18 protein-coding genes and 1 tRNA gene are annotated in these 17,539 nt (G+C 66.6%); 8 read left to right on the top strand and 11 right to left on the bottom strand.

The annotated features are described in order from the left end of the window. Nucleotides 1–21 precede the first annotated feature (21 nt). A complete protein-coding gene (locus QRN13_RS06155; protein ID WP_284877246.1) occupies nt 22–2,325 on the top strand; it encodes a TonB-dependent receptor domain-containing protein in 2,304 nt (767 codons plus the stop codon). Between the two features lie 22 nt (nt 2,326–2,347). Here QRN13_RS06155 and QRN13_RS06150 read toward each other — a convergent pair whose 3' ends face one another. Further along, complete coding sequence (locus QRN13_RS06150; protein WP_284877245.1) at nt 2,348–2,989, bottom strand: LysE family translocator; 642 nt, start codon at nt 2,987–2,989, stop codon at nt 2,348–2,350. Between the two features lie 173 nt (nt 2,990–3,162). Between QRN13_RS06150 and clpB the strand changes: the two genes are divergently transcribed. Beyond that, nucleotides 3,163–5,763 (top strand): ATP-dependent chaperone ClpB, encoded by a 2,601-nt coding sequence (gene clpB, locus QRN13_RS06145; RefSeq protein WP_284877244.1) that lies wholly within the window; start codon nt 3,163–3,165, stop codon nt 5,761–5,763. A 6-nt stretch (nt 5,764–5,769) separates the two neighbouring features. Here the strand turns inward: clpB and QRN13_RS06140 are convergent, their stop codons facing one another. The 4 genes from QRN13_RS06140 to prmC all read right to left on the bottom strand — a co-directional run bounded on the left by QRN13_RS06140 (nt 5,770) and on the right by prmC (nt 8,878). After that, nucleotides 5,770–6,303 (bottom strand): hypothetical protein, encoded by a 534-nt coding sequence (locus QRN13_RS06140; RefSeq protein WP_284877243.1) that lies wholly within the window; start codon nt 6,301–6,303, stop codon nt 5,770–5,772. Further along, a complete protein-coding gene (locus QRN13_RS06135) occupies nt 6,300–7,037 on the bottom strand; it encodes a hypothetical protein (protein ID WP_284877242.1) in 738 nt (245 codons plus the stop codon). Before QRN13_RS06135 ends, QRN13_RS06140 begins: the two co-directional genes overlap by 4 nt. Nucleotides 7,038–7,369: 332 nt before the next feature. After that, nucleotides 7,370–7,726: an endonuclease domain-containing protein gene (locus QRN13_RS06130; protein WP_284877241.1), complete on the bottom strand. Its 357-nt coding sequence runs from the start codon at nt 7,724–7,726 to the stop codon at nt 7,370–7,372. A gap of 240 nt (nt 7,727–7,966) precedes the next feature. Beyond that, the gene (gene prmC / locus QRN13_RS06125; RefSeq protein WP_284877240.1) at nt 7,967–8,878 is read right to left on the bottom strand and encodes a peptide chain release factor N(5)-glutamine methyltransferase; all 912 of its coding nucleotides are present in this window, start codon (nt 8,876–8,878) and stop codon (nt 7,967–7,969) included. A gap of 62 nt (nt 8,879–8,940) precedes the next feature. Between prmC and QRN13_RS06120 the strand changes: the two genes are divergently transcribed. After that, on the top strand, nt 8,941–10,245 hold the full coding sequence (locus QRN13_RS06120) for a YihY/virulence factor BrkB family protein (protein ID WP_284877239.1): 1,305 nt from the start codon (nt 8,941–8,943) through the stop codon (nt 10,243–10,245). Here the strand turns inward: QRN13_RS06120 and hslU are convergent. Further along, nucleotides 10,235–11,536 carry an ATP-dependent protease ATPase subunit HslU gene (gene hslU, locus QRN13_RS06115; protein WP_284877238.1) on the bottom strand — a complete coding sequence of 434 codons (1,302 nt, stop codon included), beginning with the start codon at nt 11,534–11,536 and terminating at the stop codon, nt 10,235–10,237. The genes QRN13_RS06120 and hslU overlap by 11 nt on opposite strands. Nucleotides 11,537–11,672: 136 nt before the next feature. On the opposite strand from hslU, the gene QRN13_RS06110 reads away from it, so the two are divergent. Next, the gene (locus QRN13_RS06110; RefSeq protein ID WP_284877237.1) at nt 11,673–12,164 is read left to right on the top strand and encodes a GNAT family N-acetyltransferase; all 492 of its coding nucleotides are present in this window, start codon (nt 11,673–11,675) and stop codon (nt 12,162–12,164) included. A gap of 65 nt (nt 12,165–12,229) precedes the next feature. Here QRN13_RS06110 and ppa read toward each other — a convergent pair whose 3' ends face one another. After that, nucleotides 12,230–12,790, bottom strand: coding sequence for an inorganic diphosphatase (gene ppa / locus QRN13_RS06105; RefSeq protein WP_066552596.1), 561 nt, complete (start codon nt 12,788–12,790; stop codon nt 12,230–12,232). Nucleotides 12,791–12,929: 139 nt separating this feature from the next. Between ppa and QRN13_RS06100 the strand changes: the two genes are divergently transcribed. Further along, nucleotides 12,930–13,613 carry a DUF599 domain-containing protein gene (locus QRN13_RS06100; protein ID WP_055803258.1) on the top strand — a complete coding sequence of 228 codons (684 nt, stop codon included), beginning with the start codon at nt 12,930–12,932 and terminating at the stop codon, nt 13,611–13,613. Nucleotides 13,614–13,870: 257 nt separating this feature from the next. On the opposite strand, the gene QRN13_RS06095 is transcribed toward QRN13_RS06100, so the two are convergent. Next, on the bottom strand, nt 13,871–14,695 hold the full coding sequence (locus tag QRN13_RS06095) for an N-formylglutamate amidohydrolase (protein ID WP_284877236.1): 825 nt from the start codon (nt 14,693–14,695) through the stop codon (nt 13,871–13,873). Nucleotides 14,696–14,807: 112 nt separating this feature from the next. Here QRN13_RS06095 and cpdR point away from each other — a divergent pair, with 112 nt between their 5' ends. Beyond that, nucleotides 14,808–15,164 (top strand): cell cycle two-component system response regulator CpdR, encoded by a 357-nt coding sequence (gene cpdR, locus QRN13_RS06090; RefSeq protein WP_017506825.1) that lies wholly within the window; start codon nt 14,808–14,810, stop codon nt 15,162–15,164. 136 nt (nt 15,165–15,300) lie between these two features. Then, a tRNA-Val gene (locus tag QRN13_RS06085) sits at nt 15,301–15,375 on the top strand. 53 nt (nt 15,376–15,428) lie between these two features. Here QRN13_RS06085 and QRN13_RS06080 read toward each other — a convergent pair. Both QRN13_RS06080 and QRN13_RS06075 read right to left on the bottom strand, forming a co-directional pair. After that, nucleotides 15,429–16,091, bottom strand: a complete 663-nt coding sequence (locus tag QRN13_RS06080; RefSeq protein WP_284877235.1) for a DNA polymerase III subunit epsilon — start codon at nt 16,089–16,091, stop codon at nt 15,429–15,431. 189 nt (nt 16,092–16,280) lie between these two features. Further along, nucleotides 16,281–16,424 carry a hypothetical protein gene (locus QRN13_RS06075; RefSeq protein WP_284877234.1) on the bottom strand — a complete coding sequence of 48 codons (144 nt, stop codon included), beginning with the start codon at nt 16,422–16,424 and terminating at the stop codon, nt 16,281–16,283. Between the two features lie 146 nt (nt 16,425–16,570). Between QRN13_RS06075 and QRN13_RS06070 the strand changes: the two genes are divergently transcribed. Then, entirely contained in the window at nt 16,571–17,224 is a 654-nt protein-coding gene (locus QRN13_RS06070) for a DUF1345 domain-containing protein (RefSeq protein WP_284877233.1), read from the top strand. Nucleotides 17,225–17,242: 18 nt separating this feature from the next. On the opposite strand, the gene QRN13_RS06065 is transcribed toward QRN13_RS06070, so the two are convergent. Beyond that, a complete protein-coding gene (locus QRN13_RS06065) occupies nt 17,243–17,494 on the bottom strand; it encodes a DUF2171 domain-containing protein (protein ID WP_055805252.1) in 252 nt (83 codons plus the stop codon). Between the last annotated feature and the right edge of the window lie 45 nt (nt 17,495–17,539).

The following is a 17,539-nucleotide window of genomic DNA, read 5'->3' as shown; positions in this document are numbered from 1 at the left end:
CTCTTTCAGGATCGCCGGGGCATGACCTCTTCCAAACTCGTTCTCATGCTGGGTGCGGCCGCCGTCGCCCTGCCCGGCGCCGCTCTGGCTCAATCCCAGAATTCGTCCCAGACCGCCTCGCACACCCCGCCGCCGGCGACGACGAGCCAGCCCGCCGCCCAAACCCCGGCGACGGCGGCCCAGACGCCCGCGCCGCGCACTCAGACGACCGAACCGGCCCAGCAACAGCAGCCCGCCAGCGTCGGCGACGTGGTCGTCAACGCCCGCGCCAATGACGTGCGCACTTCGATCGACTCGGTCAGCTACAGCCTGGCCAACGATCTTCAGGCGACGACGGGCAGTCTGGCCGACGCGCTCCGCAACGTGCCGTCGGTGGACGTGGACCCGGAGGGCAATGTGTCGCTTCGCGGCGACGCCAATGTCACCATTCTGGTCGACGGCCGCCCGTCCGGCATCCTGACCGGCCCCGGTCGCGGTCAGGCCCTGATCCAGCTGCCGGCCAGCCAGTACGCCCGTATCGAGGTCATGACCAATCCGTCCGCCGCCTACAGCCCCGAGGGTTCGGGCGGGGTCATCAACCTGATCACCAAGCCCACGGCGCCCAAGCCGGGGACCCAGACGACCGGCTCGCTGCGCGTCAACGTCGGCGACAACGGCCGCTGGAACGCGGGCCTCAGCGGCTCGTACCAGAAGGATCGCCTGACCCTGTCGGGCGACGCCAGCTATCGCTCCGATCCGACCGAACTGACCTTCAACCGCGTCCGCGAACAGCTGGATCCGGTCACCGGCGCGGTAGTGTCGACAACGACGGTCGAACAGCCGGTCGAGTCCGAGCAGAACGGCGCCTTCGCCCGCTTCACCGCCGAATACAAGCTGGACGACAAGACCCAGCTGACCGGCGAACTGCGCGGCGTGGCCTTCGACGGCACGGGGTCGGGCGACGGCCTGTATGAAACCCGCAACGCCGCCGGCGCGGTGACCAGCGCCTATCGCCGGGTCGGCGATTCCGACTTCACCTTCAACAACTGGGGCGCCACGGCGCGCGTGCTGCGCCGCTTCGACGGCGACGGCCATGAGTGGTCCAACGAGCTGCGCTACGATTCCAACGCCAACGACACCACCAGCCAGACCCTGACCACCTTCCTGACCCCGGCGGGCGCGGCTCTGTACGAACGGACCAAGACAGCGGTCGATCAGGTGACCTGGGGCTTCACCAGCGCCTATACCCGCCCGATGTCCGACGGCGGCAAGCTGCGCCTGGGTTATGAGCTGAACGCGCAGCGGCCAGAGCAGGACGCCGAGTTCCTGCGCGGTCCCTCGCAGGCGGCCTTGGCGCCGGTCCCGGCCCTGAACAACCGCTTCGAAGCCACCCAGACGGTGCATGCCCTCTACACCACCTATGAGCGGCCGCTGGGCGAGAAGCTGTCGGCCCAACTGGGTCTGCGGCTTGAGCAGGCGGACATCGAGATCAAGGATCTGACCGGCGGCGCCTCGGCGTCCCAGGACTATTTCCGCGCCTATCCGACCGCCCACGTCCAGTATCAGCTGACGCCCGAACAGACCCTGCGCGCCAGCTATTCGCGCCGCATCCAGCGGCCCCAGCCCAGCCAGCTGAATCCCTTCGTCGTTTATCAGGACCCGCTGAACGTCCGCTCGGGCAATCCTGATCTGGAGCCGCAGGAGACCGACAGCTTCGAGGCCATGTGGCAGATGCGAAAGGGCCAGAGCTTCTATCAGGCCACCGCCTATCTGCGGAACACCGACAAGGCCTTCACCGACGTGGCGTCCGACATCGGCGGCGGCGTCTTCCTGACCCGTCCGGAAAACCTGGGCTCGCGTCGCGACCTGGGCGTGGAGGCGACGGCGAACGGGCGTCTGCATCCGACCCTGCGCTACAGCGCCAGCGTCAACGTCTTCCGTCAGGAGATCGACTCGGGCGCTGTCGTCGGCGGCGGCGACCGCGAGGCCACCCTGGCCAGCGGCCGTCTCAGCCTGAACTGGCAGCCGACCGCCAAGGACTTCGTCCAGGTCTCCAGCTTCTGGCAGGGCGACAGCCTGTTGGCCCAGGGAAGGCGCGAGGCCGGCGGCATGGTCAATCTGGGCTATCGCAGGAAGCTGAACGAGCAGCTGTCGTTCAACTTCACCGCGCGGGATATCTTCAACACCTTCAACACCACGACCATCTACGAGACGCCGCAGTTCCGCGAACGCTCGGAGCAGGACATCAAGCTGCGGGCCTTCTACATCGGCCTGACCTGGAACTTCGGCGGTCCGCGCCGCCAGCCGGAACAGTTCGACTTCTCGACCGGCCCGACCGGGGGCTGACGACCTGACGGGGGACGCGGGCTCAGGTCCGCGTCTCCCAGGCCAGCCAGGCGGCGACCACGATCAGGCCGCCGGCCATCACCGCGCGCAGGGCGCGACCCTGCATCCGGGGCGCCAACCGCGCCGCGCCCGCGCCGCCGATCACGATCAGGCTGTGCACCAGGACGGCGACCGCCAGATGCAGGCTCCCCAGCGTCAGGGCCTGGCTAAGCGGCGCGCCGTGGTCCGGTCGCATGAAGGTCGGCAGCAGGGCGACGTAGAAGACCGCGGCCTTGGGGTTCAGCAGATTGCCCATCAGGCCGCGCACGAACAGGCCGCGAAGCGAGCGCGCGTCCGGCGTGGGCGCCGCCTCGATCGTCGGCTCGCGCCAGGCCTCCCATGCCAGCCACAGCAGAAACAGCACGCCCGCCCAGCGCAGGCCCTGATACAGCGGCGGCCAGACGGAAAAGACCTCCGTCAGCCCATAGGCGGCCGCCAGCATCCACACCGCCAGCCCCAGGGTCACCCCCGCCACCGCCGCGAAACCGGCCAGCCGTCCCCGCGCCAGGGCGACCAGCGCCAGCCAGCCCATGTTCGGCCCCGGCGTCAGCTCGATCAGCGCCACGGCGATCAGAAAGGGGCCGACGACGGCCGGATCGACGGGCCAGGCGGAATGGGCGATCACGAGGCGCTCCTGTTCGCCAGAGCCTAGGCGCGCGGCGGCGAAACGGACAGCCCCGAAAGACGCCCAGCGGACCCCTTGTGTGACCCGATCGTCACACCCACCTCGATCTCAACGGCGCGCTGCTCAGCAGAGGGTGTGCTGAAATCCATCCGCCTCCCGAGGGGAATGAAACCATGAATCTCGAACTCTATTCCGACCGCGCCAAACAGGCCGTCCAGTCGGCCCAGTCGCTGGCCCTGGCCCGCCGTCACCAGCAGTTCGCGCCCGAGCATCTGCTCAAGGTGCTGCTGGAGGAACGAGACGGCCTGGCCCGCAACCTGATCACGGCCGCCGGCGGCGACGCCCGCCGCGCCGAGGCCGATGTCGAAACCGCGCTGAAGAAGCGCGCCCAGGTCACCGGCGGCTCTGGGCAGCTCTATCTGGACGGCGACACCGCGCGCGTCTTCGCCGCCGCCGAGGACGCCTCGAAAAAGGCCGGCGACGCCTTCGTCACCACCGAACGCCTGCTGGCCGCGCTGGCCAAGGAGGGCGGGGTCGCCGCCGAGGTGCTGAAGGCTTCGGGCGTCACGGCCGACAAGCTGGAGGCCGCCATCGCCGAGGTGCGCAAGGGCAAGACCGCTGATTCTGCCGGCGCCGAGGACGGCTATGACGCCCTGAAACGCTACGCCCGCGACCTGACCCTGGCCGCCCGCGACGGCAAGATCGACCCGGTCATCGGCCGCGACGAAGAGATCCGCCGCACCATCCAGGTCCTGGCCCGCCGCACCAAGAACAACCCCGTCCTGATCGGCGAACCCGGCGTCGGCAAGACCGCCATCGTCGAGGGTCTGGCCCTGCGCATCGTCAACGGCGACGTGCCCGAATCCCTGCGCGACAAGACCGTCATGGCGCTCGACATGGGCAGCCTGATCGCCGGCGCGAAGTATCGCGGCGAGTTCGAGGAGCGTCTGAAATCCGTGCTGTCCGAGGTCTCGGCGGCCGAGGGCGGGATCATCCTGTTCATCGACGAGATGCACACCCTGGTCGGCGCCGGAAAGGGCGACGGCGCCATGGACGCCTCCAACCTGCTGAAGCCCGCCCTGGCGCGCGGCGAACTGCACTGCGTCGGCGCCACCACGCTGGATGAATACCGCAAGCACGTCGAAAAGGACGCCGCCCTGGCCCGCCGCTTCCAGCCGGTCTTCGTCGCCGAACCGACGGTGGAGGACACGGTCTCCATCCTGCGCGGCCTGAAGGAGAAGTACGAGGTCCACCACGGCGTGCGCATTTCCGACAGCGCGATTGTGGCCGCAGCCACTTTGTCGAACCGCTACATCACCGACCGCTTCCTGCCGGACAAGGCCATCGACCTGATCGACGAGGCCGCCAGCCGCGTGCGCATGGCCGTGGATTCCAAGCCCGAGGCCCTGGACGAAATCGACCGCCGCCTGGTCCAGCTCAAGATCGAACGCGAGGCCCTGAAGAAGGAAACCGACCAGGCCTCCCAACACCGTCTGGAAAAGCTGGAGGACGAGATCGCCGATCTGGAAGGCCAGTCCGACGACCTGACCACCCAGTGGAAGGCCGAAAAGGACAAGGTCGGCCAGGGCGCCCAGCTGCGCGAAACCCTGGACCGCCTGCGCCTGGAACTCGCCAACGCCCAGCGCGCCGGCGACCTGGGCCGTGCGTCAGAGATCGCCTACGGCCAGATCCCCCAGATCGAAAAGCAGCTCGAAGAAGCCGAGGCCAATGAGACCTCCGGCGCCTCAGGTCGTGGGGGCCCCCTGACCCCCGAGGTCGTCGACGCCGAACAGATCGCCGCCGTCGTCAGCCGCTGGACCGGCGTCCCCGTCGACAAGATGCTGGAGGGCGAGCGCGAGAAACTGCTCCAGATGGAGATCGCGCTCGGCGGTCGCGTCGTCGGTCAGGACGAGGCCCTGGCCGCCGTCTCCGACGCCGTGCGCCGCGCCCGCGCCGGCCTGAACGACCCCAACCGTCCGCTGGGCAGCTTCCTGTTCCTGGGCCCGACCGGCGTGGGCAAGACCGAACTGACCAAGGCCCTGGCCGACTTCCTGTTCGACGACGAGGCGGCCATCACCCGGCTGGATATGTCGGAATATATGGAGAAACACAGCGTCTCCCGCCTGATCGGCGCCCCTCCCGGCTATGTCGGCTATGACGAGGGCGGCGCCCTGACCGAGGCCGTGCGGCGTCGCCCCTATCAGGTCGTCCTGTTCGACGAGGTCGAAAAGGCCCACCCCGACGTCTTCAACGTGCTGCTGCAGGTGCTCGACGACGGCCGCCTGACGGATGGGCAGGGCCGCACCATCGATTTCAGGAACACCCTGATTATCATGACCTCCAACCTGGGCAGCCAGTATCTGGCCGATCAGGGCGAGGGCGATGATGTGGAGGCCGTGCGCCCCTTCGTCATGGACGCCGTGCGCGCTCACTTCCGGCCCGAGTTCCTGAACCGGATCGACGAAATCATCCTGTTCCACCGCCTGGGCCGCGACCAGATGGGCGGCATCGTCCGCATCCAGCTGTCACGTTTCGAGAAGCTGCTGGCCGACCGTCGCCTGTCGCTGGACCTCGACGACGCCGCTTTGGCCTGGCTCGCCGACCGCGGCTACGACCCGGCCTATGGGGCGCGGCCGCTGAAGCGGGTGATCCAGAAGGAGCTAGTGGACCCGATTGCGCGCAAACTGCTGGCCGGCGAGATCGAGGACGGCGGGGTGATTGCCGTCACCGCCGGTGAAGGCGGGTTGGAGATCGGGAAGATGCGGGTGCACTAGCGGGCCCTACTTCTCCAAATCTGTGAACAAATCTGGTTCGGGCGCTTCTGGCAACGGAAGCGCCCTGAGTGGTATCACAGTTAAGCCAATCCGCTCCGCAAACTTGGCTAAGTTCTTGTCGTCTGAATAGATCGTGGATGCACTGTTTACTCGTGCTATCGCAATGATCTGACGGTCAACTTTTACCTTTTGCCAAGGTGACTCCGATCCTGCGAACTTATCTCCGTGGCGGAGGGCTTCACGGGTCATTGCCGCGACTTCGACTGCGGCCCGGGTGTCGAAGTGTGCCACTCGAATTCGAGACGACCGAGAAATACGGTCGAGCATTGCGGGCCCTGCGTCTTGGGCCAAAACAAGCACCTCGCTCAGCGCTGGCGTGGGTACGATCAAAGTCGTCTTTTCGCGATCGAGCTGCGTGATCAGATGCTCAATGCGGTCCTTGGCCTTCGAGACCTTCTCGCCCGTAGACGGATCAATCGGTGCTGCGCCGTCCGGGGTGACTAGATAAGCAAGCGTTGTTGCATCGATGACCGCGTTCAATGGATTTCCTCACTGGCGACCCGGAAATTCATAAGGTCATCGAATGCGGTCCCAAGGTCTGCAAACGGTTCCAAGCTTTGCAAATCGCTCAACACATCAATGAGTCCTGCGTCGTCCAACACCTCAAATCGATCGACCTTGAAATCAAGCAACTTCCAATTGCCATCCGGATGGCGCTCCCAACGGCCTTCGCCAGCCAACCGTACCTTTGATCCATATAGGTGCTGCGCGAGTTCACGTGCGAGTTCGCGGCTCAGGCTACATCCTGAGAAGGTTGTCCCTCCATCCTGCAAAATGACGTGTGCAGAACTGTCTCGTCCTCCGACGCTAACGACCTGTCCATCAATAGTGCCGACCTGCTTAAATGCTGGAAAGGTTAGCGGTCTGGGACGAGTTCGACCCGGAAAGGGGATTAAGACCGCTCCCGACCTCGACAACTCAGCGACGGCATTATCATCAGCCAACAGCTCATCGAGTGTTTTGAAGGCTCGAACAGCGTCTTTAGGTCCAACACCTTGAGCCACGTCCACAAGACGCCTTTCGACCTTAGGAACATCAGGTGCCTCGACCTTATGCACCAACTTGGCGCTTCCCGCTTCAATCGCGACAAAGTGCGTCGAGTCGGTGTGGCCAACGAGTTCGGCTAAAGCGGCGAGGTATTTCGCAAGTCGTGCCATCGGCAACGTGTCAGGGGTGAATACATCGATTTTGAACGTATATTCAGCGTCTTGCATGTCACCTCCCTCTCTTTTCGCCAGGATACGGCCGAAGTCTTGCACAATGTAAAATGAAAGTAGGGTGCTGACTGGCCGGTGTCACGTGAATGAGTAACTCGCCTGGAAGACGAAATCGGACATAGTTGCATCGTGACCATTCAGATCCTTCTCCCATTGGGAGAAGGTGGCCGCGAAGCGGTCGGATGAGGGTCGGGTGCTGAAGTCGGCGCGAGCCGTCGCAGCGGTCGGGCCGCAGAGGATGGCCGGGGACAGACGACCCTCACCCTTTCGCGCAAGGACGTCGGCTGCGCCGCCGTGCGCTCAAGCCCTCTCCCAACGGGAGAGGGAGGTCACAGGCCCAGCGTTTTGGCGCGGTCGCGGATGGCGGCGTCGATACGGCCGGGGTCGGCCAGGGCTTCGGCGTTGGTGAAGCGGATGACGGTCCAGCCCAGCGCCTCGATCGCCTGCTGACGATAGTGGTCGTTCAAGACGACCTCGTCGCGTTCATGCACCCCGCCGTCGATCTCGATGACCAGCCGCAGCGGCACGCAGGCGAAATCCACCACATACCCGCCGACCGGATGCTGCCGACGCACCTTCCAGCCATCGACGGCGCCGCCGCGCAACCGCGCCCAGATACGGTCCTCGGCCAAGCCGCCGACTTGGCGCAGTCCGCGAGCGCGCGGCGTCAGGCGGCGGGTCGTCATGGGCGGCTCCTCATGGCGCAGCCTAACGCAAAGCCGCCAGCCCGCGTATCTGCGGCGCATACCGCGAACGATTCCAACACCCTACCGCCCGCCAGCGTCATCCTCCTGCACACGCTCCCAAACCGTGCGATCCTGTCTCGGTTCGTCCGCAGGGGGGCGCATCGCACGGCCGGGGAGGGCCAGATCAGACGAATTAGACGAATTAGACGGTGTTTTTGTCCGCCGACCGTCTGATCTCGGTCAGTCCTGCGGGATCGGATTGGTGCGCGGGTCCGGGCCGTTGGTGACGACGCGGTCGCGCTCGCCCAGGTCCTTGATGATCTTGACGTCGGTGAAGCCGGCGGCCTCGAACAGCGCCTTGACCTGCGGGCCTTGATCGAAGCCGATCTCGACGGCGAAGACGCCCAGCGGCTTCAGGATGCGTTTCACCTCGGGCGCCAGGTCGCGATAGGCCTGCAAGCCGTCCGGACCGCCGTCCAGGGCCAGGTGCGGGTCGTGGTCGCGGACCTCCGGGTCCAGGGTCGCGATATGGTCGGTCGGGATATAGGGCGGGTTGGACAGCACAAGGTCGAAGCTGGCGTCGCCGAAGCCCGCGGCCCATTCCGTGCGCAGGAAGGTCGCGCGCTCGTTCAGGTCCAGGTTGGCGGCGTTCTCCTTGGCCACCGCCAGGGCCTCGGACGAGATGTCGGTGCCGACCCCGCGCGCGGCCGGCCGCTCGGCCAGAAGCGCCAACAGGATCGCGCCCGAGCCGGTGCCCAGGTCGATCGCGTCGAAGGCCTCGTTCTTGCCGAAGGCCAGCATGGAGACGTCCATCAGGGTCTCGGTGTCGGGGCGGGGGCTGAGGACGTCGGGCGTGACGTTCAGCATGATCTTCCAGAAGCCCTTCTTGCCGACGATGCGCGAGACGGGCTCGCGCTTCAGCCGGCGCTCGACCATGGCCTCATAGGCGCTCAGCTGGTCGGCGGTGATGGGCCGATAGGGGTCGGTCAGGATGTCCATGCGGCTGGCGCCGGCGGCGGCCTCCAGCAGCAGGCGGGCGTCGATGGCGGGGCTGTCGATGCGGCCGGTCTTCAGCCGGGCCTGCGCCGCCTTCCAGGCGGTCAGCAGGGTCGGGGCGTCGGCAGCGGACTTGGGCGTGATGGGGTCGGTCATGGGCGTTGATTGGCCCGGCCCGGCGCCGATTTCAAGCGCGACGGGAGGAACGCGAGGCCAGCTTGACCGTTCGCGTCGGGATGACTGCGCGCCGCCCCTCCCGCCTCGCCCCGCTTCGCAACCTGTTCGCCCGGGCGCCGGCGCCGGTCGAGCGCGGCCGCGTGTGGAAGTTCCTGGCCGCCGCCGCCGGGGGTCTGGCCGCCGGCGCCGGCGCCGCCCACCTGCTCTACAGCCAGGGGCACAAGGTCGGGGTCGAACTGCGCGCGCCCCGCCCCGAACCCCTGCCGCCCAAGGTCCCCACGCCCGAGGACTATGAGGCTCAGGAGCCCGGTCGCGGCCGCATGGCCAAACGGCCCGAGCACATTCCGCACAGGGGCTGGTCCGACATCGTCTGGCGCACCGGCGGGTCTTATTTCGGCGACCGGGTCGGCTTCGTCGCCGGCGGCGTGACCTTCTTCACCCTGCTGTCGCTGTTCCCTCTCTTGGGGACGTTCGTCACCCTCTACGGCCTGTTCGCAGATCCGGCCGACGCCTGGGGCCGGCTGCAGTTCCTCTACGCCCTGCTGCCCGACAGCATCGCCGAGTTCCTGGGCGGGGAGATGCAGCGGCTGGCCGAGAACTCCAACAGCCAGCTGACCTTCACCCTGGCCTGGACCCTGGCCCTGTCGCTGTGGACCGCCAACGGGGCGGTCAAGGTGCTGTTCTACGGCCTGAACGTCGCCTACCACGAGGTCGAACGCCGCAACATCGTGCGCTACAACCTCATCTGCATGGCCTTCACCGTCGGGGCCATCATCGCCGTGTTGCTGACCTCGGTCCTGGTCGTCGGCGTGCCGGTGGTGGTGCGGCTGTTCGGGCTTGAGGAGGAGTGGGGCCTGATCGCGCCGCTGCGCTGGCCGCTGCTGCTGGCGGGCTATATCGCGGCCCTGACCGTCATCTACCGCTATGGCCCCTGCCGTCAGCGCGCGCGCTGGCGCTGGGTCACGCCGGGCGCGATCTTCGCGGCGGTGCTCAGCCTGACCGTCTCCTTCCTGTTCAGCTGGTATCTGTCCAACTTCGTGCGGACCGACAGTTACGGGCCTTTGGCGGCGATGATGGGCTTTCTGCTGTGGACCTGGCTGTCGGTGCAGGTGATCCTGATGGGCGCCGAGCTGAACGCCGAGATCGAGCACCAGACCGCCGTGGACACCACGACCGGCAAGCCCCTGCCGATCGGCGAGCGGGGCGCCCAGGTCGCCGACAGCATCGGCGCCCGGCGCGGCAATCCCGCGGCCCTGGCCTTCACCCAGCGCCAGGCCGAGCGGGTGGCGGACCGCCTTCGCGGCCGCCAGAACCGCAAGGCCGCCGAGCGCGTCGCTACAGAATGAAGCGGCTCAGATCGACGTCCTTGGTCAGGGCGTCCATCTTCTCGCGCACAGCGTCGCCGTCGAAGGTCACGGTCTGGCCCGACAGGTCCGAGGCCTTGAAGCTGGTCTCCTCCAGCACCCGCTCCATCACGGTCTGAAGCCGGCGCGCGCCGATGTTCTCGACCGCGCTGTTGGCCGCCACCGCCGCATCGGCCATCGCCTCGACCGCATCGTCGGTGAAGGTCAGGGTCACGTCCTCGGTCGCCAGCAGGGCCTGGTTCTGACGGATCAGATTGGCCTCCGGCTCGGTCAGGATGCGCTTGAAGTCGTCGCGCGTCAGGGCCTTCAGCTCGACCCGGATCGGCAACCGTCCCTGAAGCTCGGGCAGCAGGTCGCTGGGCTTGGCGACGTGGAAGGCGCCCGAGGCGATGAACAGCACATGGTCGGTCTTCACCGGCCCGTACTTCGTCGAGACCGTGGTGCCCTCGATCAGGGGCAGCAGGTCGCGCTGCACCCCTTCACGCGACACGTCGGCGCCGGACGCGCCCTGGCGAGCAGCCACCTTGTCGATCTCGTCCAGGAAGACGATGCCCTCGTTCTCGGCCAGTTTCAGCGCCTCCTGCGTCAGGCTGTCCTGATCCAGCAGCTTGTCGCCCTCTTCGGCGATCAGGGGCGTCGTCGCGTCGCGCACGGCCAGCTTGACGGTTTTGGTCCGCCCGCCGCCCATCTTGCCCAGCATTTCCGACAGGTTCAGCAGGCCGACGTTGCCGCCGCCGGGAATGTCCAGGCCCTGGATCGGCGAGGTGGTGTCCGCCAGCGCGATCTCGATCTCCTTGTCGTCCAGTTCTCCGGCGCGCAGCTTCTTTCGGAAACTGTCGCGCGTCGCCGGCCCCGCGCCGGGTCCGACAAGGGCGTCCAGGATCCGGTCCTCGGCGGCGGCCTCGGCCTTGGCCCGCACGTCGCCGCGCCGGCGCTCGCGCACCATGATCAGGGCGCTTTCGACCAAGTCGCGCACGATCTGATCCACGTCGCGGCCGACATAGCCGACCTCGGTGAACTTGGTCGCCTCGACCTTCAGGAAGGGCGAGCCCGCCAGCCGCGCCAGGCGACGCGCGATCTCGGTCTTGCCGACGCCGGTGGGGCCGATCATCAGGATGTTCTTGGGCGTCACCTCGTCGCGCAGGTCGGCCGGTACGCGCTTCCTGCGCCAGCGGTTTCTCAGGGCGACGGCGACGGCGCGCTTGGCGTCGTTCTGGCCGACGATATAGCGATCCAGTTCGGAGACGATCTCGCGGGGGGTCAGTTCGGTCATGCGACGCAGATAGGAGAGGCCGAACCGTTGCGGGAGAGGGGCGGGGCGTCGCAGCGCGCACAAAATCCTATCGTCATCGGCGAAAGGGCGTCATGCCGATCGCTAGGACCGCGCACGCTGCACCAGAGGCTTAACGATGACCCCCTTGCAAACGGATCGTCTGACCCTTCGACGCTTTGAGGCCGGCGACGCCGCAGACCTGCTCGCCTATCTTCACCAACCGCGCGCCGCCTGTTTCGCCGCGATGGCGCTTCAGGATATGGCGGCGGCCGAGGCGGAAGTCCTCAAGCGCGCAGCCGAGGGCGAATATATCGCCGTCCAGTCCAAGGCAGACGGCCATGTCATCGGTGATGTCTTCGCAATGTTCGAGGCGCCGGACACCTGGTCCATCGGCTGGAACTTCAACAGCGCCTATGGGGGCGCCGGCTATGCGTCCGAGGCGGCCCGTCGCCTGTACGCCTATGTCGAGGACGACAATCTGGCGTCACAGAGGCTTTGCGAACGGCTGGGCATGCGGCGAGAAGGACTGTTCCGCGAGTTCATCTCGTTCTTGAACGACGCCGCGGGCCAGCCGATCTACGTCAACACGTGTCAGTACGCCCTTCTACGACACGAGTGGCGAGCCTGATGGTCAGCAAAAAGGCGTCCCCTGATCGAAGGACGCCTTAAGGCTTCAAGCGCCTGTCGCCCAGATCAGGCGGCGTTGGCGGCCTTGTTCTTGGCCAGCTTGTCCTGGTGGGCCTGCATGCCCTTGGCGATCAGGTCGGCGGCCTCGCCGGCGTCGCCCCAGCCCTCGACCTTGACCGACTTGCCCTTCTCCAGGTCCTTGTAGCGGGTGAAGAAGTGCTCGATCTGCTCGATCAGGATGGCGGGCAGCTGACGATAGCTGGCGATCTCGGTGTAGTAGGGGTTCAGCTTGTCGACCGGCACGGCCAGGATCTTTTCGTCGCCGCCGGCCTCGTCCGTCATCTTCAGCACGCCAATGGGGCGCGAGCGAATGACGCAGCCCGGAACGACCGGCGTCGGGTTCAGCACGATCACGTCGCAGGGGTCGCCGTCGTCCGACAGGGTGTGCGGCACGAAGCCGTAGTTGCCCGGATAGTACATGGCGGTGTGCAGGAAGCGGTCGACGAACAGCGCGCCCGAGGCCTTGTCCATCTCGTATTTCACCGGCAGGCCGCCCTGCGGAATTTCGATGATGACGTTGATGTCCCAGGGAGCGTTCGGGCCGACGGGAATGGCGTCGAGGTTCATGGCGGGTCTTTGCTGCGACTGCGAAACTTTGAAAGGGGAAGGGTGATAGGCTCCCCGGCCCGTCACGGCAAGGGCGACATGTGGCGAACACGGGCCCGGCGGACTTGCGTCGCGGCGCATCATCGCGGACATCTGGATCATGACCTGGACCGATTGGGCGGCGCTGGCCCTCTTCTTCATCTGCTGGCTGGGATACAGCCCCATCCTGGCGTTCATCAGCCGACGGGGCGGCTCGCTGAACCAGGACATGGAGCATGTCCGGGCGGCCTGGATGCAGTCCATGACCCATCGCGAGATGAAGCTGATCGACAGCCAGCTGATGGGCCATTCGATCAACTCCGCCTCCTTCTTCGCCTCCACCAATCTGCTGCTGATCGCGGCGGTCGCCGGCATCCTGTTCGGCGGCGAGAGCGCTCTCCAGGGGTTCGCCGCCGTCGGCGCCGAAAACGTGCCGATGAAGATTCTAGAGGCCAAGCTGGCGCTGGTGCTGATCTGCCTGGCGCGCGGCTTTCTGGATTTTATCTGGGCGCTGCGTCAGATGAACTACGCCCTGGCGCTGATCGGCGCGGCGCCGGAGATCCACACCAAGACCGACCGCAAGGCTTTCAGCGAGGCGGCGGGCCAGCTTTTGAACCCGGCGCTCAGTTCCTTCAGTCAGGGTGTGCGCGGCTATTACTTCGCCCTGGCGGCGGCGGCCTGGCTGTTCGGACCGCTGTGGCTGGCCTTGGGCGTGGCGTCCTCGTTCGGCCTGTTGATCTATCGTCAGGAAGCGTCGCCCGCCGCCCGCGCCATTCGCAACGCACGGCGGCTGCTGGACAACTGAACCAATCCTTTCGCAGTTGCGAGATCGAGCGCCCTCCGACTTTCGTCGAAAGGGCGCCGTCTTGTCAGGCGACCCGCCATATTTGCGTAACAAGGCGTGACCATGCGGGCGCTCATGGGTCTTGACCCATTGTGCATCGCAACCTAAATTGACCTCTGACGCCTCCGGGCGTCTTGCCCTTCCTGGGCGTTTCCTCCCTATAGACTTTTATGCCGCACCCTCGGGTGCGGCTTTTTTTTGATCTGATCAGCGATCAGTCAGGCCGACCACGCGTCCGCGCACAGGGCGGCGATCACGCGCGACAGGGCCTTGTGCGTCTTGGCGTAGGTCGCGTTGGGGGCCAGCGTCGTCTCGTCCAGATACAGTTTGCGGCTCAGCTCGATCTGGATGGCCTCGTAGCCCTCGTCCGGACGGCCCCAGCGCTGGGTCGACCAGCCGCCGGCGTAGGGATGGTTCTGCGCCACGCGCCAGCCCAGCCCCTCGAACAAGCCGCGTAGCCGTCGGCTGAGCCGCGCGCTGCAGGCCGAGCCGTAACGGTCGCCCAGCACGACTTCGGCCCCGACGGCGCGCGCCGGCATCGAATGCCAGTCGATCAGCACGGCTCGTCCGTGCGTCGCGCGCGTCGTCCGCATCCGTTCGTCCAGCGCCTGGTGATAGGGGGCATGGACGCTGGCGATCCGGTGTCTGGCCTCCGCCAGCGTCAGCCGGCGCGCATAGAGCGGCGTCCCGTCGCCGGCCAATCGGGGAATCACGCCATAACCGGCGGCCGTCTTGGCCCCCACCGGCCCATCCAGATCCTCGATCAAGGCCGGGTCAAGCTCAGAGGGATCACGGTTCAGATCGACATAGGCCCGGCCGATCCGCCCTTCGATCAGCGCGGCCCCTCTGCGTGGTCCCTCTGCGACCAAGCGCCCGACCAGGGCGTCTTCGGCGCTTTTCAGGCTGGCGCGCGACAGGTCCGGCGCGGCGCCCATGTCGTCGGGATACAGGTCGCCGGAGTGGGGCGAGGCGAAGACCAGCGCCGTCGCGGGCGCGTCCGCCGCCGGGGCGGTGATCGAAAAGCTGTCGCCGCCGTCGGTCATGCTCCCGCTTAGCGCGTTTCGCTGTGGAAGGAAGTCGGCTGATCGGCGAATTTCATCGGCGGTTTACCGTTCGGGCTCTAGGTTTGCGGTCTGTTTCAAGGGTGTTTCTCGAATGGCGCGTATTCTCCTGGCCGAAGACGACGGTTCGTTGCGCGGATTTCTGACGCGCGCGCTGGAGCGGGCAGGCCACCAGGTCATCGACTGCGAGAACGGCGACGACGCGATCGACGCGTTGGAACACGGTCCCTACGACCTGCTGCTGACCGACATCGTCATGCCGGGCGCCGACGGGATCGAGGTCGCCCGCGTCGCCGCCGCCCGCCAACCCGGCCTGCGCATCATGTTTATCACCGGCTTCGCCGCCGTGGCCCTGACCGCCGCCCAGGCCACGCCGGACGCCAAGGTGTTGTCAAAACCCGTCCACCTGCGTGATCTGGTCAATGAGGTCGAGCGGATGGTCGCCGCCTGAACCTTCGCTGCGACTGGGCCGAGCGGCGTTTGGCGAGAAATCGCATTCTTGCCGTTAAATCGGCTTGATGCCGACCGGCCTCGCCGCTATACGACCGCTCTTCCCGCTCCGAAGACGTTTTTCGGAGCCCTACGGCGGATGCGTAGCTCAGCGGGAGAGCACCTCGTTGACATCGAGGGGGTCACAGGTTCAATCCCTGTCGCGTCCACCATTTCCTTTTCTTTTCAGATCAGTCGCCATCAGCCCCTGGGTGGCGTTCGCGCGCTAGAGCAGCCGTCCCTGATCCGACGTCCGGACGGCCGTGTCCGTCGTGAGGCCGCGGCGGCGAAGCTCGGTCGCGGCGGTGAAGGCGATGTCGATGTCGCGTCCCGACGCTAGGATATGAAGCCGGTCAGCATCCACCGTGCTCCACGCCTTGCCGCGTTCAAGGCCGGCGGGCACGCGGGGCAGCAGTCCCGGTTCGCGGCTCCAAGCCAGTAGCTGCTCGACGGTCGTCTGGTTCAGCATGTCGCGAAGATGATGGGCGGTGACATAGGCGTCAGGCAGGGCGCGATGCGCAGGCAGGCCCAACTCGTGCACCAATCCCTCGGGCCGGCGCAGATAGCGCAGCATCTGGTTGGAGAAGCGCGGCAGGTCGGGCCACAGCCGCAGGGCGCATTTCCAGGTGCAGATCCACTTTGCGCCGCCTGACAGGGCAGGGGTGCAATACCGCTGCTCGAAGCTGGCGCGGTGAGCCGCCAGGGCGATCACGCCCGCCTCCGGGCGAAGGATGAGCGGGGCGACGGCCTTCCAATAGCCGGCGTCCTGAACCCACTCGTCCAGAATGTGGTGGACCGCCATGGTGTCGGGCGAAATCGGCCGACCGGGATTTACGAAACGGGCGCCGCGCGTCGCATCCAGACGCCATGGGCCGGCCCCGTCACGCACCACGTCCTGCCAGCCGATCTCGCAGACGTCCTGAGGGCCGGATCCGGCCGTCTCCAGGTCGATGACGCGGATGCGTTGGGGGGATGGGGTGAAGTCGGTCAGGGCGTCCTCGGCGTGGAGTTCACACCTGACAACGCCTGGGACGCCGGATTCGGTCCGGCGCCTGAAAAGACCGCCGACAGCCTCTCGTCAGTTCGGCAGACGGATCGACCCGTGCGGCATGACGGTCATCACGGCCCACAGACCGATCAGCACCACGGGCGAGGCGATCAGCGCCCGCCGACAGCGATGCGCCAGATAGAGAGCCTCGCCGATCACGATCGACACCAGCATTCGCGTTTCCCCCGAAACGATAAGCGACACTTCTATGACGTCGCCGACAGACGTGTCCCTCAATGAGACGAAATCCATTTTGTCGTAGCCGCTCCGCAGGCCGCGCGGTCGCTGGACGTGCGGCCAAGAATGCGCAATCTCGCGGCATGGGATCTGTCGCGCGCCTGTTCCGTCTGCATTTGTCGCTATGGCTCGGGCTGCTGGTCATGGCGGCCGTCGCGGCGCTGGCGCCGGCCAGCGTCGGCTGGCCGATGCGACTGGCGGCTGGCTGGGACGCGGGCGTGGCGACCTTTCTCGTCGCCACCTTTGTGCGGATCTTTCGCGCGCGTTCGCAGGAGGCGATGCGGCGCCGCGCGGCGGAGTTGGATCAGGCGGGCGTCATGGTTCTGCCGCTCAGCATGGCGGCGGCCGTGGCCAGCGTCGTGGTCCTCGTCCTCGCCATGGTGGCCAGCGACGGCAAGCCGACCGTCGGGCAGGCGGTCTTTTCAGTGTGCACCGTGGGCCTGTCGTGGCTGTACGTGCACATCATCTTCGCCCTGCACTACGCCCACGGCTTCTACGCCCCGCGTGTCGACGGCAAGGGCGATCAGGGCGGGCTGATTTTTCCGGGTGAGGAGGATGCGGACTACTGGGACTTTCTACACTTCGCCCTGATCATCGGCGTGGCGAACCAGACGGCCGATGTGCAGATCTCCAGCCGCAAGCTGCGCGGCTTGGCGACGTTTCACAGCCTGATCGCCTGGTTCTTCAACGCCGTTATCCTGGCGCTGACGGTCAATCTGGCCGCCACGCTGCTTTAGGCACGCGCAGCCGTTCGGTCAGAGATCGACCGGGCGACCGGATTCTTCTTCCTCAAGGGTGACGGCGACGTCGGCGTTGGCCGACAGGCGCACCTTATCGCCCTCGACGCCGGCGACGAAACCGTTCTCGATATAGTGGTGGTGATCGGCGTGGGCGCCGGTGTTCTCGCGCCGCGTCAGCTTGATCCGGTCGCTCTCCACCCGGTCCACGACGCCGACGTGAACACCGTCGGCTCCGATGACTTCCATGCCTTCCTTGATCTCGCTCATCGCCGTTCTTTCCTCGCTGAACATCGTCTCGATAGCGGAGCGCCG

The organism is Brevundimonas sp. MEB006b (assembly GCF_030209705.1).
In the GTDB taxonomy this organism is placed as follows: Bacteria; Pseudomonadota; Alphaproteobacteria; order Caulobacterales; family Caulobacteraceae; genus Brevundimonas.
The sequence above is the reverse complement of the archived record's forward strand: the minus strand, read 5'-3'. Positions and strand labels throughout refer to the sequence as shown.

What these genes read in the sequence shown, in the direction of transcription:
- cpdR (WP_017506825.1), top strand. Translation starts at nt 14,808, where the DNA reads ATGGCGCGTATTCTCCTGGCCGAAGACGACGGTTCGTTGCGCGGATTT.
- QRN13_RS06070 (WP_284877233.1), top strand. Translation starts at nt 16,571, where the DNA reads ATGGGATCTGTCGCGCGCCTGTTCCGTCTGCATTTGTCGCTATGGCTC.
- QRN13_RS06130 (WP_284877241.1), bottom strand. Translation starts at nt 7,726, where the DNA reads ATGACGACCCGCCGCCTGACGCCGCGCGCTCGCGGACTGCGCCAAGTC.
- clpB (WP_284877244.1), top strand. Translation starts at nt 3,163, where the DNA reads ATGAATCTCGAACTCTATTCCGACCGCGCCAAACAGGCCGTCCAGTCG.
- QRN13_RS06095 (WP_284877236.1), bottom strand. Translation starts at nt 14,695, where the DNA reads ATGACCGACGGCGGCGACAGCTTTTCGATCACCGCCCCGGCGGCGGAC.
- QRN13_RS06155 (WP_284877246.1), top strand. Translation starts at nt 22, where the DNA reads ATGACCTCTTCCAAACTCGTTCTCATGCTGGGTGCGGCCGCCGTCGCC.
- QRN13_RS06100 (WP_055803258.1), top strand. Translation starts at nt 12,930, where the DNA reads ATGACCTGGACCGATTGGGCGGCGCTGGCCCTCTTCTTCATCTGCTGG.
- hslU (WP_284877238.1), bottom strand. Translation starts at nt 11,536, where the DNA reads ATGACCGAACTGACCCCCCGCGAGATCGTCTCCGAACTGGATCGCTAT.
- prmC (WP_284877240.1), bottom strand. Translation starts at nt 8,878, where the DNA reads ATGACCGACCCCATCACGCCCAAGTCCGCTGCCGACGCCCCGACCCTG.
- QRN13_RS06110 (WP_284877237.1), top strand. Translation starts at nt 11,673, where the DNA reads ATGACCCCCTTGCAAACGGATCGTCTGACCCTTCGACGCTTTGAGGCC.
- QRN13_RS06065 (WP_055805252.1), bottom strand. Translation starts at nt 17,494, where the DNA reads ATGAGCGAGATCAAGGAAGGCATGGAAGTCATCGGAGCCGACGGTGTT.
- QRN13_RS06135 (WP_284877242.1), bottom strand. Translation starts at nt 7,037, where the DNA reads ATGCAAGACGCTGAATATACGTTCAAAATCGATGTATTCACCCCTGAC.
- QRN13_RS06075 (WP_284877234.1), bottom strand. Translation starts at nt 16,424, where the DNA reads ATGCTGGTGTCGATCGTGATCGGCGAGGCTCTCTATCTGGCGCATCGC.
- ppa (WP_066552596.1), bottom strand. Translation starts at nt 12,790, where the DNA reads ATGAACCTCGACGCCATTCCCGTCGGCCCGAACGCTCCCTGGGACATC.